This is a genomic window from Segetibacter koreensis DSM 18137 (assembly GCF_000374045.1).
GTDB classification, from domain to species: Bacteria; Bacteroidota; Bacteroidia; order Chitinophagales; family Chitinophagaceae; genus Segetibacter; species Segetibacter koreensis.
Window position 1 is genome coordinate 1 of sequence record NZ_KB893344.1, and the last position, 14,876, is coordinate 14,876.

8 protein-coding genes and 2 pseudogenes are annotated in these 14,876 nt (G+C 33.8%); 6 read left to right on the forward strand and 4 right to left on the reverse strand.

Features of this window, described 5'->3' with window-relative positions; translation table 11 throughout:
* A partial coding sequence (locus B154_RS29130; RefSeq protein ID WP_033412054.1) for a 3-keto-disaccharide hydrolase occupies positions 1 to 640 on the reverse strand: 640 nt, incomplete at its 3' end.
* A 51-nt stretch (positions 641 to 691) separates the two neighbouring features.
* On the opposite strand from B154_RS29130, the gene B154_RS0119115 reads away from it, so the two are divergent.
* The 4 genes from B154_RS0119115 (at position 692) to B154_RS0119130 (ending at position 11,843) form a co-directional block, all read left to right on the forward strand.
* Positions 692 to 1,612, forward strand: a complete 921-nt coding sequence (locus B154_RS0119115; RefSeq protein ID WP_018615935.1) for a hypothetical protein — start codon at positions 692 to 694, stop codon at positions 1,610 to 1,612.
* 587 nt (positions 1,613 to 2,199) lie between these two features.
* A complete protein-coding gene (locus tag B154_RS0119120) occupies positions 2,200 to 6,804 on the forward strand; it encodes a hypothetical protein (protein ID WP_018615936.1) in 4,605 nt (1,534 codons plus the stop codon).
* A 103-nt stretch (positions 6,805 to 6,907) separates the two neighbouring features.
* Positions 6,908 to 11,260: a hypothetical protein gene (locus tag B154_RS0119125; protein WP_018615937.1), complete on the forward strand. Its 4,353-nt coding sequence runs from the start codon at positions 6,908 to 6,910 to the stop codon at positions 11,258 to 11,260.
* A gap of 4 nt (positions 11,261 to 11,264) precedes the next feature.
* A complete protein-coding gene (locus B154_RS0119130) occupies positions 11,265 to 11,843 on the forward strand; it encodes a hypothetical protein (RefSeq protein WP_018615938.1) in 579 nt (192 codons plus the stop codon).
* A gap of 319 nt (positions 11,844 to 12,162) precedes the next feature.
* On the opposite strand, the gene B154_RS0119135 is transcribed toward B154_RS0119130, so the two are convergent.
* From B154_RS0119135 to B154_RS33980, 3 genes and pseudogenes are all read right to left on the reverse strand, one after another.
* A complete protein-coding gene (locus B154_RS0119135) occupies positions 12,163 to 12,690 on the reverse strand; it encodes a hypothetical protein (RefSeq protein WP_018615939.1) in 528 nt (175 codons plus the stop codon).
* 11 nt (positions 12,691 to 12,701) lie between these two features.
* Complete coding sequence (locus B154_RS0119140) at positions 12,702 to 12,944, reverse strand: hypothetical protein (RefSeq protein WP_018615940.1); 243 nt, start codon at positions 12,942 to 12,944, stop codon at positions 12,702 to 12,704.
* Between the two features lie 293 nt (positions 12,945 to 13,237).
* Positions 13,238 to 13,387, reverse strand: a pseudogene (locus B154_RS33980) (hypothetical protein); the annotation flags it as partial.
* Positions 13,388 to 13,924: 537 nt separating this feature from the next.
* On the opposite strand from B154_RS33980, the gene B154_RS30280 reads away from it, so the two are divergent.
* A complete protein-coding gene (locus tag B154_RS30280) occupies positions 13,925 to 14,614 on the forward strand; it encodes a phage integrase SAM-like domain-containing protein (RefSeq protein WP_018615943.1) in 690 nt (229 codons plus the stop codon).
* Between the two features lie 75 nt (positions 14,615 to 14,689).
* Positions 14,690 to 14,876: pseudogene (locus B154_RS33150) on the forward strand (IS110 family transposase); the annotation flags it as partial.

Below are 14,876 nucleotides of genomic sequence, written 5' to 3' on the forward strand. Positions count from 1 at the left end.
CGTCGGTTAAGGTAAAAGCCTTTGGCCTTGGAATTTCACGAATATAAATGTCGCGATAAGCTACATGTGTACCATGAGCTTGCAATTCAATTTGTTCTTCTGGAAATATGGGAAGATTGCGGTCCCAATAATTTTCAAGAGTTACGTTATCTACTACCAGTTCGCCATTCAAATAAACNGTCNCCCGATCTCCTTTCATAATAATATGGAAGCTGTTCCAGTCTCCAATAGCATTATCGGCAAGTTTAAGGGGTTTGCTCTGATTTTTTTGATTGTTGTATAATCCCCCCGATCCTACTTCAGCGCCAACATCTCTTCGTGATGTATCCCAGATTTGTACTTGCGGTGTTCCCCGTAAATAAATACCGGCATCGCCATCTTTTGTAATTTTCCAATCCACAAACATTTCAAAATCACCATATTTTTTATTTGTACAAATGTTCTCACCTTCGCCACTGAAGTTCAACACACCATCATTCGCATACCAGCCTTTTCTCATTATTTCATCTGCCTTTTGTTGTTGTGTAGCCAATGTTTTCTCATCCATTGAAGCTCTCAGTATCGGATTGCCTACCAATCCCTTCCAGCCAGTTAAGTCGGTTCCGTTAAATAATGGTACAAAACCTTCTCCTGCAGGCATTTCAGCTCTTCACATGACTTTTTGTAAATTTACGAAAGATAATAGTGTGTTATGGATTTAAGTGTGTTACACCTGGTACGTTCACCAGAGAGAAACTATAAATGGAAAGACCGTCTGAACAGCTTAACAGGGCATCTAAGCTGCCGCCTTCTGGAATGGTCGGGTTGGTATAATCAGGATATGCTTCAACGCCTGTTGGGACATTACCGCTTATATCAGCTTTTTAAGATTGAAAACAATAGCGCATGCAATCATCTTTCTTTACCATTGGCCTATATAATGAGTTACAGGGCTTCCCAAGGGTTTAAATATGCCCTGTCCAGCATTACCGCAGCCCTATATTATGTTGTCACATTTGGTAAAAGATATACGCCTTTACAGATAGAAGGGATTAACCATCTGCTGGTTAGGGATAAGGCAACGATATTACAGCAATTCTTACAGGATTCTGAGAAGGACTTTCCTCTTGCGATAAGCAAAGCTTTTGAACAGATAGCTTCTACGAACTTTTTCAATAAGGCGGAAAACAGACTTACTCTTATTCAGCAGAAAAACGAATACAACCATTATCAAACCAGCTCGCATTACTTCAATGATTATACTACTACGGTACAGCCCGACAGTACCAATGTAAAGGGAAAAGAGAAAGGAGTGTTTTCAAAAAAACAGCTTCTTCTTTTCTTTGACCTGATTGCAGAAAGTAAAGCTGTTGATAAGATAGATTACTCGAAACCTAATAAGTTTGATGGTATTGCTACTATGCTACGAGCCGTATCTGGCAAAAGCAAAGATTCTATACTGGAACAATTAAAGGATACTCGTACCAATGGATTATATTCCTTTCGAAATGAAGGAGAGCTTAAGCAGTTAATTATAACACTAACCAATCTATCGGACATATTTAGAAAAGCGGGCTTTCGAGTAGTTGCTAATATTGCCGATAAAAAACTAAGAGAATTGGAGCGGGTTTAAGACGTTGTAGTTGAATTGCAAAAAATCGATGGTAATTTGGAACCACTAGTTCAAGTCCTAAAGGGGGTAGAACCAAGCTGTTATAATGAAGACTCGGAAACTTCTTATTTATACATAGTTTGAACGCTATATTGTATAGCAGTAGCCTAATTATTACCAGCTACTCATATTTTCACAGCCTCTATATCAGTAAAGCGGATTGTATATCCCACAGTGATCTATAAATACGGGGGTTTGAAGAAAGGCTGCCAGTAGTATTTACTTCAAAAAAACTTTGGAATTTGTAATTTTTTTATTAAGTTGGATAAACTTTACATATAAATACCCTATGAATTTAATGACTATTTCTCAGTAGCAAACTATTAAACAACTAACTAAAATTCAAGGAATGGCAAGTTTGTATTTTCATAGGTATAGTGCTCTTTCTTTTTATGCTTTTTTTCATTCATTTTATTTTAAGTATTACAAACAGTACTTCTTGGGAGTAAAGCCTTAGTTTTTACCGATGGTGCGAAGTACCCTTGGAACGAGTAATCAGATGTTAAACAAAACAAGTTAATCTCAATTTTAGACGTCAATATATAACTATGGCTCAATCAAGAAGGAAATTTATAAAAAACATTTCTCTCGCAACCATTGCTACAACAGGTATTGTAACCTTTTTAAAAAAATATACAAAAGCGTTTGGACCATATAACTTTCAGGAGCATATAAATGACATCGTTCATCACGCCTTTAGACTTACTGACCATAATAGCCTTTTAAACCTTGAATATTATTTTATTAATTGTTCTTATGATAGCTTTCAAAATAGAGTTTGGGCAAAATATGGACCTCACGAAAACTATATGGTTGTACGCTTGCCGCAGCAACACATTGCAGAACAAAGTTTCCTAGAAAAAGATCAGCAGGGCAACACTATTACTAATTTCAAAGCAGCAACTTATATATCAGGTTATAGTTATCTGGTTTTCAGAATTCTGTTTACTGATGAACGCTTTTTCAGAAATTATAAGATATATGGAGAAGGTGAATATACCTATATCGATCTAACAAAAGAAGAGTTGCTCAAGTGGGATAATGAAAACAAATTTAGATTAGTAGTTAGACAGGATTTAACGGAATCACTATTTGAATTAGCATCTGTTCCTTATTATAATACTCCAAAGCCTGATTCAGTAAATAAACGTGAAAAAATTTTAGATAGTTTAATTCAGATCAATCACGATAAAGATTCAATTAAGGGCTTGAGCCGCGAAAAGGACTCAATAGAAAATAATTATAAAAAACCTTTTCTTGAAAACCACTATCCTTTTCAAAATGATCTTAAAAAAGATTCTATAAAACTAAACGATTCATTAAAAATTGAGATTGATAGAGGAATATATAATCCAAATAAATTTCCTAAAACTTACGGTGATCCTGTTACAGCAATTGAACTTCCTTGGCGCTTAATCATAAGTCCTAAATTACCTGATAGTAGTAGATTTAAATTTAAATGGGCCATACCCGAAACAAACCTAGAAAAGCTAAATCCAAAGGATCCCAAGGAAAAGAATAAACACAAACTCTGGACCGCAACCCTATCGATTGCAGAAAGGGATGACCAAGAATATATAGATAGAAAAAAAGCGGAGAAGAATAATAACAAGGAAAATCCCTCTGCATCAACAGGCAGCTTAAATGATGTTATTAATCAATTAGAATTGATGATTTTAGGGTCCCCTGATTATCCTGAAATAAAGTTTAAAGGTGATATTATTCTACCTACAGGTGCCCATCGTCATGACTTGGTAGCTCTTTATATTAAATTGAAGGTATTAGCAAGAACTGAAAAGCTTACCCTTTCCGCCGTAGGAGCAACGACAAAAATCCACCTTAAAAATGAAAAAATTGAAGATGCATTAAAACAAGGCATTGGCGTAATAGAATGGAATCAGATTATCTCTTTAGGAAGAGATGAAAAAGTAGAAGTATCTACTTTGTTTCTTGAGGCAGAGTTTGGACATAAAATGGCTTTTATAATAATTGCAGAACGTGAGTTAAAAAGTGGTATTTATCCATTGATTAAAAAAGCTTTTATAATGCCTTTAGACATTACAAAAGATTATTCCAATCACATTACGCAAGATATAGTCAAAATAGATAGCGATGGTAAAACACTAGATAATAAACCTAAGGAAATTGTTTCTCGTTTTAATGCACCCTTTAAGAAAATAACTTTTTCAGAAACGAAGCCTAAATTATTTATTCCGGTAGCGGGGAAAACAGAGTTTAATCAAAATGAATTAAACCAAACCGAAACCTCATTTGAATTCGAAGCAATTGACTGGCATGATAACATCATTAAGTTTTCAAAAAAAATAAATGCCCTCCCATTTGGTGCAGTAGTCCAAAAGGATGAAAAAGGAAATCTTTTAATACAATCTGAAAAAGGAAATATTGCAAAGATTATTGCCCCAAAAGATAGTAGTATGTATCTGCCTCACACGGATAGTTTGCCTCAATTAAAAGATACCATTCCTTTTTACTCCCGAGTTTCTCTGGACAGTATTTTAATTAAAACAGATAGCACATCAAAAAAAACATACACAATAGATTCTTCATTAAAAGTTCAGGATAGCTTGCATAAAAGCTTTCCCAAATTAATTTCTCAATCATTTTCTACTATTCAGGAAAATGCTCAATTAGATTCTTTGCAAGATTGGTTGGAGAAATTTATTCGAATTTACAAGGGTATTCCCGATAAAAAACCAATAACGGCTTCATATATCGTTGAAAAATTATCTGATAAATATTTATTGGATAACAATGTTTATAAAGATTTGTTTGACAAAGGGTTTACTAAAATTTCAAATTATTTAGACACAAAACCCATTACAGATTTTATTACATTCATATATAGTTTTGATGCACCTCAAGAGCCTTATAAATCTCTTATAAACCAAATTGAAAATATACCAGCAGGAAATTCAAATTTGAAAGAATTTTTAGATAATCTAAGACAAAACAAGGAAGTAGAAAAAAGCTTTTCGGAATTTCGAAAGAATATAGAATTTCAAAAGTTTGTTAATGATAAATGGCCGTTGTTTTTTAAAAATATCTATAAGGACTTTCCAAGGTTAGTTGCATTTATAAAAAACTATTCAAACTTTGGTTTATACGAGTTTATTAGGATTAATAGTCCAGAACTTGCAAATTTTATAATTAGCCTAAATCAAATTCTCACTACTCAATCGAAAGCCTTTGATGATTTAGTTTTAAATATTCAAAACCGAATTCAAATAATTTACGCCATTGAAGAAAAAGCCAAAACAATCTCTGGTCTTATCCTTCTTCAAAAACAAAAAATCGGTTACGCAATAAAAGAAAAATATGATGATGTAGAAAAAACGCTTGGTGCTACCAGGCAACAACTAATAAATAATCTGACAAAGGAAACCGGGCAAGTAAAAAAATCTTTGTCGGAACTGGAATCAGAATACATCATTTTTAAAGGCGGCTTAAGGGAAACTGAAAATGGGATGTTTGATTTCTTCCATGATTATGCAATCATACCACAAGTGGCGCAGGCAAAAGTTTATGTAAGCGCACTAAACAAACTGGTAAATGAAGATTTACCAATCAGTATAAATTATGCAAGAGATTACCTGGAAAACCAGGTTAGAGATACCGAGTTCGAAATAAAGCAAAACGCGGCAATGGTATTTGCTGAAGTGCAACAATACAGTCGCGAACAGGTAAAAGGATTCATCCAAAATATCGGTGAAAAGATGCCTGGCCTTAATGTGGAAATACCCGCACATTACCTTACTTATGCCCGAAATCCAAAAGAACTTGAAGATAAAGCTTTACAAACGGTTACCTCACAATTAGGAATTCCTGGCGATTTTACTACAACACTAAAAAATTATAGTCGTGATTTAATCTTTATAAGTGAAGATGTGAAGAAGGCTGTTAAGGTAATGGACGATCTTAGAAACGCTGACCCTAAAAAGTACTTTAAAGATTTAGGTGCAAAATTATTTGGAAGCATTGGTTTGGAAGATATATTAGATGTTGGGTTTGACCTGCCCCGTATAACTGAATTGCCTGACAAAATAATATACCAGGTATCTACAGATAAATTTAAAAATTTCCGCGCAGCATTTGTACAGTTCACACCACATATCAATAATACGACAAGGCTTGAACTATTCATATCAAAGAATATAAAAAATATACAGGAATACTATGCTTACACTCAACTAAACAATTTTAGCGTTGGCGTAATTATAGGAGGAACGGAAGTACTTACGGTAATGTTCGATCAGTTTAAAATTACTTCAGCTCCCAATCAACCAAAGAAAACAGATGTAAGTATTACAGATGTGAAGCTTGGCGGACCTCTTGAATTTATTGCTGATTTAGCGAAAAAGTTTATGGCACCGGGTAATGGTATGCGCATTAAACCAGGCCCAAGAAGTTTATCTGTTGATTATACGATTGCATTACCAAGCATATCTGCTCCGGCCTTCAATTTCAGAAATCTGCAAATGGTAATTGGTGTAAATATCCCTTACGATCCGTCAACATTAAAAGCAATTTCATTCACATTTGGTGTAAATAAGCCGGAAGATAAATTCTTAGTATCAGCCGGAACTTATGGCGGCAGAGGTCATTTCATGCTAAGAGCTACTCCAAAAGGAATTGAACAAATTGATATTGCTATAGAATTAGGAGCTTATGCCTCTATTGATTTAGGTATTGGAAGAGGAGAAGTGTTTCTCTTCTTCGGTTTTTGGTTTGTATGCGGTAAAGATGATGGCGGACAAAATCTGATAAAGGCCGTCGCTTATATTATTTGTTCAGGAAGCGCTACTGTACTTGGGTTTATAAGTATTGGCGTAAGTGTTCTCATTGCTTTAACCTACATTAAGAGAGGCCAGGCAGCATTATTTTACGGAGAAGCTGTTGTTACCTACAGTGTAAAAATTGCCTTTTTCAAAAAAGAGTTCAGTATTCGGTACTACAAGGAAATAGCAGGTTCTTCAAATGGAAACAACACGCAAAGTTTACAAGCAGGAGCAATATTATTGGATACAGGAGCATCGGGGGGAATATATGCAACTGATAATAATGAGGCGGCTGGTTTTACTGATGTCTTTAAAGACGAGGATATGTTGAAAGAATACCTATCCTGTTTTGAGTGAAGTATTTTTAGAACTAACGTTAGATGAATTTACGTCTGTACTTTGAAATTTGAATTTAGAATAAGATTGTGCATTAAAATAATTTATTTGTAAAACATATTTTATGGGCTTTGAGATTAAAAACATTTGTACAGTTGTTCCTAATCCTCATCATCCTGCATATAGAAGTAAGAAGGAGGATGATAAAAACTACTATTATTTTTCTGTCTTTATCACTCCCAAATTGCAGTTTGACGGATCACTAAAAGAGTTTTATGAAATACTTCATTGGCCGGAATATGCAGAGAAATTATTTTATCCAATACAATATACGAATTATGGAGAAGCAGAAATATGTGATAATGTTTTTGATACACTTGAATTTGTTCAATTAATTAGAAATAATAATGATGAATTTCCTTTGAAAAAAGATTATTCATTTATTGAAGATTTGATTTCAAAAATGAATAATTCAAAAAGGATTGATTTAGATAAACCTCAATTATTAAAATTTCTAAAACAAAGCAAAGAAGTATGGAAAAAGCTATTTCATGAAAATGTTCCTGTTGAAGCTTGGCCAATATATCTAAAGCCACAAATTCAGAAAATAGATACACAGAAAATAAAAGATTTAACAGACGAGATTAGCTCTTTGAGAAAACAAATCAAGAATGTCACAACGAAAATTGAAGAATTACCAATGACCGGAAATGACAAGACGCTCATTCACGATAATTTGGTAAATGGAATTATCGTTAATACTAATGATTTTAACTTTACAGGAGAGCAAAATAATGTAATTCAACAACTAAACGGATTGCTAAAGAAACAAAAAGATGTAAAAGCAGAATTGAACAAGGTCAAGGAAAGCAATAAACGGAAGATCAATGAGAAAATTAAAAGTTCTAAATATAGACAAGAATTCCATAAAAAAATCTCCGTTTTAGCCCGATATCCACATATTTTGAGAGTGTTAGGGTTAATACAAGATTTTAAAATTTTAAAAAATGATTTACCAGACCCAGATGGAAAGCTTTTAAAATTAAATATCGATACGGCGCCTCTTATAAATAAAAAGCAAAACGAAAATTATCCGTTTGATGAATTTAGAAAATCGGTACAATTTGTTCAACCGTTTACAAAATGTGAAGTTGTCAAACAAAGATTAAGGGCTTATTACATTCAACCGCAAGATGATCCTACTGGAAAAGCTGATTATAGACAATATGTAACTGATGGATTTTTAAACACTCATTTTCTTAATGAAGAAGAAAAGCCTGTTTTTGAAGTTGATCAAGATTATTTTGAAGACCGGACACAAGATTTTGGAAAAATAAATCAACCAAATCCCACGAATAATAAAGAAGAAACAACGAAGGTTGTTGGTATTAACAAAAAAGTGTTTACTGATGAAGAAATTGAGATATTAAAGCAGAAAGTAAATAATAAACCAAGAATCTCGAAAGGATTTTCAATAAAAGTGCATAGTCAGCCTGGCAGTTTACTTACCAGTATGGATGAAAAATTAAAAGAGCTTACGGATGATAACATTGAAAGTGAAGAAAGCGCATTTATGGCGCATCATTTAGATTGTGGTTACAGAGTGGATGTGAATGTTATTACTGTAGGTGAAAATAAAAAACTTATCAAACAAAGCAAATTTCACTCCTTATGCTTGAGACAGGCTAAATATGTTATCGACAGAAAAAAAGATAATATACATATTCCAATTGTGAATAAGAATATTCCTCTACACGATGAAAACTTATTTACTCAACTTATAGATGAGCCTTGGCTTGAGGAGGTAAGATTAATTAATAGCGATGGTTCAGAGGATCGGTTTGAAGAGATTGCCCGGTGGAATGGTTGGAGTTTAACTTGTCCTCCCCTCCATAATAATAATAATAGTGCTGAAAACAGTGAAAGAGATGATTTGGAATTAAGAGAAATAAAACCCTTTCATTTACCTAAGCTAAGGTTTGGAGAGAACTACCAATATCATTTCAGAATAAGAACGGTAGATATATGTGGTAATGGCCCTCATTTAAATACTGGTAATGACTTCCCTCAAGAATGTATTTTTAAAGCCTCAAATTATGAACGTGAAGAAGGCATAGGAGCACCACTATTTTTCCCTACTTATGAAATAGTAAAAGATATAAACGATAAGAAAGCAAAAAACAAAGACAAAAAGATAAAGGAGCAATACAAAGGAGAAGATAATGAAACCTTAGTTATCAGAAGCAAAGTAGATAAAAGTGGTGAAGTGACTCCTGTAAATGATGAATGTGTAAGATATATAACTCCACCTTATGTGACTATGCACTTTGCTGAACTTTCCGGTACTCTTGATATATTATTTGAAAATGCAACCAATCCTAGCGAAGTAAAAAGGTTTTACGAACTCTTGGCAGCAGAGCCTAAGCATTATTATGCGAAAGAGGATATAGAACATAGTCCAATTCCTTTTTTAGTAGATAAAGATATTGACAAAATACTGGTAAAATGGGAATACCACAATCAAGAATTTAACAATCAGTTTGACTTTAATTATAAAAACCCAAACGATTTATTAAGTCTTTTGCCACTAAAATTAAAATTACAAAAAGCTTCAGATAGTAACTTGAGCATTAGTCAAAATAACAATATTGTTACTACTGCTTTTAATCCCGGCTTTTATCGATATTATACAATTCAATCTTTGAGCCGTACAAATCAGGAACCATCTGGAACAAAGTCTTTTACAGTTATTCATGCGGTACAACGTCCAATATTTTTAAATGAAAATCAAAAACTTCTATTTATTAAAATAAATGAAGAAGAACTTATTAGTAACTTATTAGGGGCATTTTGTTTTGAGAAAAAAACACCACTTCCTGATTCCTATAAAGAAGATCAGAAATATCAAGTATCTTTTAACGAAAATCTAGTAAAAGATGAAGTAAGTTTATTCCCATTTTCAACCACTGCCGAGATTATAATAACTGCAGAATATAATGAGTTTGAATTAAACCCTTTCAATAAAGAGGGATGGAGTTTTATAAGTAAGTCACATCCAAAAGAAAAAAAAGAAAGCGAAAGTACAAGCACAACTTCACCATGCAAAGCAGACAAATTTATTCTTCGTAAATCCTGGAGTAACCTCAACAATAAAGAAGACGACGATAAGTTCGCTACTATTATAGCAGATGATGTCGAAAAGGATAAAATTATAAATGAGTTTGATTCCTTTAAGCATTCATTTCCCGATACAAAATTCAGAAAGGTAAATTATAAACTTGAAGCAGTTTCAAAATTTGCAGAGTTATTTGATATGGAACACCACCAAATTGATAAAAAAGATCCTTTCAGTGTTTTTGCATCTTTAGACAAAGAATTTGATGGCAAGGATTATTATACGATAATTGCAAACAGCGCAAAGCCAAGTAAGCCAAATATAACCTCTATCGTGCCGATTTTCACTATAACTGATCCGGATAAAAATAATGGCAACACCTATACATTTGAACATAAAACTTTTAGAATCTATTTGGGCAATACATGGTATGAAACAGGATTGGAGGAAAAGATTGCAGTAATTCATGAACGAACTGCGAGCACCCTCCAATATGACAAGGATGGAAATCCGCTCTTAGGAATGAAAAAGGATAGTCCGAATGAACTTTTAGATAGTTCGTATATTAAGAGAAAGATTTCCATATTCGCTAATGACCCAACCGACCCAATTTTATCCAAAACTGATTCAGTTATCAATAATAACATGGAATACATAGGCAAAACAGTGGGGTCAGATAATACACATGCAGATTCTCTTAACACCTTCCTTTTTGAAAATACCGTTGAAAATCCAAGTGACATACCGATAGCCGAGCAACATAAAAATCACGTTTTTTCCCTGTTTGATGTGAATTGGGATACGGTTCAAAAACAGTTTTATTGTGATATAATACTGAATGAAAAAGCTATAACGGCTTACACCTACCTTCTAAAATTTGCCATATGCAGATATCAGAAAAATTCTATTTTCTTAGAAAATACCTATGACTATCGTTTCTCTGATGTTGTGATGACCGATATGGTATCAATCTTACCTAATCGAAATATTAGTAAGGTCCCAAATCAAAAGGATAAATATATACTAACAGGACGAAAGGGTGGAAGGTATATATTTAAAGATGGTAATTATAAAACACCAGTACTTAATTCTAATAAAGTATATCTGATTAGTGAAGATAAAAATCCTAGCGATGATAACATAACGAAAATCAATGAAAGGAAACCAGATATAAAGCCTATAGATTTTGATTCAGATATCCAAATTGATACTAAAAAATATAAAGCACATTTTATTGAGGAATATGAAGATGTTCCTTTGAATAATGATTTTTATATAGATGATAATTTAAGTACAAATCCAACCTATAATCCCCGAAATGATCCACGCAAAAGGCTCGTATTCTTTTATAAAATAAAATAATAAAATGAAAAATAAAGTTCTTGCTTGTCTATGCTTTATTCTCCTATATGTGATTCATCCCACGTATGGGGAAATAGTCGCAACTGTAACTTATAATGGTAAACCCTATTTTCTCGATGTTCAAAATAAGTCAAGTGAAAATAATGTAAGAGTAGAAATTTGGTTTAGGGAAAATAGAAATGCATCGTCTATAGGTGATTTGAAAATTACCGAATTAAAAGCCAACACAGATGACATGAAACATTTTATAGACTTGTCTTGTAGGGCAAAGAAAGATTTCGATGAAAACAAGGGGTTGTTAGGTTGCTTAGCTACTGTTGGATCAGTATTTTGTGCAGCTGGTACTGCGGCTACTGAAGGTGCTTTAGCGTTTGTTTGTGAAACCACCTGGACTTATGCAATTGATAAGGGTGCTGCAGATTGTTTGAAACTTGCCTCCGAGTCTGTTGCGAAATTTTCAAGCAAAGAAAAAGAATGGAAATCTCTTGCTTTAATAGCGCAAATACCAGATGTTGAATTGTCTGAAGCTATTTCAAGTGCTATTGATTATATGTGTGAAGATGTTGTACAGAAAAAGGACTAATTTATTTTTTAAAATTTTTTTTATGCCTTGTGATATAACTTACTCTTGTAAGATAACTCAGGTAGGTACACTTGCTTACCATAATTTAATCATCAATGGAGAAATGGAATTATGAGGATGACTTAAAGAGGTTTGGATTTGTAAAGGGTTGGATAAGAAACTGCCCATCATAGGAATTGAAATTACCATAAGCTGTAATATTTAATATTTGATCTGACAAAGTTTAATTTACAGACCCTATCATATTTAATATGGTAGTATAGAATGATTATGATTAAAAGAACAATAGTAGCAACTTGTTTAGCATTTTTTTAAAACTTCAATTACTGCTCTCACTGAATGCTTTTTGCCAAGCATTATCCATTTTCTTTTTACCCTGTTTTCCTTCCTGATGGTACATATACTGCCAGGTATTTTTATACTGATTGGCTTCCAGTTGCCTTAGCTGCACTTCTTTATAATTTTCCAATGCCTGTTTACCCAGTACGAAAAGATAAGTCCCCATACTGACAAGGGTAAACCACATAATTAACCTGAATATTCTCTTGTAATATTCCCTTGCATTGTATTCCGGAAACAGCAGGAAACGCCTTTCCTGAATAACGGGCTTTGGTTGTTCTGATACTAGCTGTCGTACTTTGGCAATAGCAGCAGTTACGATTAATTGAACAGGTTTCGTATCAATTGGGGGAACGATTAATTTCTTCTGTTCCAGCTTTTGCCTCAGATTTGTAACTTCCTGCTGCAACTGCTGCATTTGCTCTTTCTGTTCCCCAATCATTTGCCGGACCCCTTTCAGGTCTTCCCATAATTCGGAGAGCACCAGGTCCAATTTCTCGTTTTCCATATTGTATCATTTTAGTTTGGCCGTTGGCCTTTCTTTTTCTTTCTATTCTTGTGAGTGAATCGATAAGGTATTCCCTCGTTATTTTCTTTTGGTTGAAGCAGGTGATCTATAGCTTTTGCAATGTCTTTAGTTAAACTTTCAGAACGTGAAAAACTGCCGGGGAGAGAAGATGGTTCCCCCTTTGGCTGGGTAAGGTAATTAGAGGGAGGAATCTGTTCCCTATCCTGCACATCACCTCTTCGGTTTAATACCACTGTGTTTTTCTCTGCCAGGATACGCTGAATTTTTGTAAAGAATAACCGATCTCGCCGCCTTTTACATATATTTTTTTTTCATCCCTAAAGGCAACGTCTCTCCCTTTAATTACCTGATATTTTTTCTCTTTCATCAGCCACTCAAACTCTTCATAACTTTGGGAAGCGGCAAGGCTTTCCCGTTATTTTCCCAATCATTTCACCCCTGGTTAACAGTTTTTAAAATCTCTTTTATCTTCCCTTCCAATACCTTTAAATCGGCTCGTTCCAAAGCATTTAGCTCCTCGTTGCTGTTACGTTTTTTTGCTATTTGGTTGGAGTAATCCTCCTACATGATTCAGGGCTGCGGTGAGTGCTAACATCCCTTTTGGAAGGGTCTTTATCCGCATGACAATATTTCCGTTCAGTCCTAATTCCCTCAGGTATTTAGAAGTAGTTAGTCCTGCCTTTTTAGCTTAAATAGTAATTATTTTTTGCTCCAAGATGGTGCATTTAACCGTTAATAGTTTATTTCTTTTTATTGTTTTAGCCGGTCTGCCACCTTTATTTCTCCTATATTTATCTTCCTGCTCCATTTACTTTATTATTTTCTCATAGATAAAAATAGGAAGACAGCTCATTTTTACTGATAGTTTTCTTTTATTCTTTTTTATGGAACATATCTTATTGAAAAGCTAACTTTGTAAGGACAAGTCTACCTATGTAAGGAAATGTAAGATTTGACAAGTGTTCTTTACTTTAATCGAGTAAAAAATCGAGTAAAAAAATAAGAAATTGTAATTCAATAAGTTGCAGTGGATTAAGCTTTCCCGTCCGGTCCGCTTAAATAAGGATTACAGCAATGTAATCCTTATTTGTTTTTACGCAACTTTACTTTAAAAGGTTGATTTTCAGATAGTAATAACAAAAGCAGATTTTATTTTCTTCCTACCTTTATTTCAGGTTACACATTCTTAATCGACTAAAAAATCGACTAAATTATGCTGTTACCTATCAAAGCCATCTGTGCTCCACAAAAAATTCGGCGCGATGGTACATCTACAATTTTTCTCCAGTATTGTTTCAGTGCTACAAACCGAACATTATTAAATACAGGAATTAACATTCCGCCGGAGTATTGGCACAACAAATCGCAGAGTATAACAAAAAAGTTACCCGGAGTGTACGGCAATTTTGAACTATTAAATAGAGAATTAGTCAGATTGATACGAATTGCTGAAGACCTGGTTGACCTTGCAACTAAAAAGCAAGTTTCTGATAGAGGCAGTTTTGTCAAGAGATATTTTTCGCCATCATTTTCGTTTGAAAAAATAGAAGAAGATGAAGAAGATGTTATCCAACAGAAGGCTTTTGAACAAAAACTAAAGACGGATATTTATTTTCAGTTGGATGACTACGTAAAAGCAAAAGAAAGAAAAGTAAGTAAAGCTACTCTTTGTGTTTATAAAAATGTAAAAGCTCACCTCTTAGCTTTTGAGAAATATCGCCGGGAGAAAATTACCTTTCAAAGTCTTGATTTTGCTTTTTATGAAGATTTTTTAAGTTATCTGACTTTTGAGCATATTCATATGCGCAGGCAAACTACCCTAATTGGTTTAAAGCTAAATACTATTGGTAAGACGATAAAACATTTGCGGGTATTTATAAAGGACCGGGTGAAATATCCATGAGCGGCGCTCACTTTACTGAATGAAAATTGTGAGGCTGTTTATAATCATTTTAATTTTATTTAAAAGTTTATTATTATGAGAAGCGATGTTATCAAAGCTTGCGGGCTTGATGTGCATCAGGCCTCTGTTACAGCCTGTATTATGCGTCAAGGGGTTGAGCGACAAATCAAGACTTTTGGTGCTACTACAGTTGAACTTTTGTCTTTAAAGGCATGGCTACAGCAACAAGACATTACTCATGTTGCCTTAGAAAGCACGGGTG

Excerpts from the sequence above, each read along its gene's own strand:
- B154_RS0119115 (WP_018615935.1), top strand. The coding sequence starts at position 692 with ATGGATTTAAGTGTGTTACACCTGGTACGTTCACCAGAGAGAAACTAT.
- B154_RS0119120 (WP_018615936.1), top strand. The coding sequence starts at position 2,200 with ATGGCTCAATCAAGAAGGAAATTTATAAAAAACATTTCTCTCGCAACC.
- B154_RS0119125 (WP_018615937.1), top strand. The coding sequence starts at position 6,908 with ATGGGCTTTGAGATTAAAAACATTTGTACAGTTGTTCCTAATCCTCAT.
- B154_RS0119130 (WP_018615938.1), top strand. The coding sequence starts at position 11,265 with ATGAAAAATAAAGTTCTTGCTTGTCTATGCTTTATTCTCCTATATGTG.
- B154_RS0119135 (WP_018615939.1), bottom strand. The coding sequence starts at position 12,690 with ATGGAAAACGAGAAATTGGACCTGGTGCTCTCCGAATTATGGGAAGAC.
- B154_RS30280 (WP_018615943.1), top strand. The coding sequence starts at position 13,925 with ATGCTGTTACCTATCAAAGCCATCTGTGCTCCACAAAAAATTCGGCGC.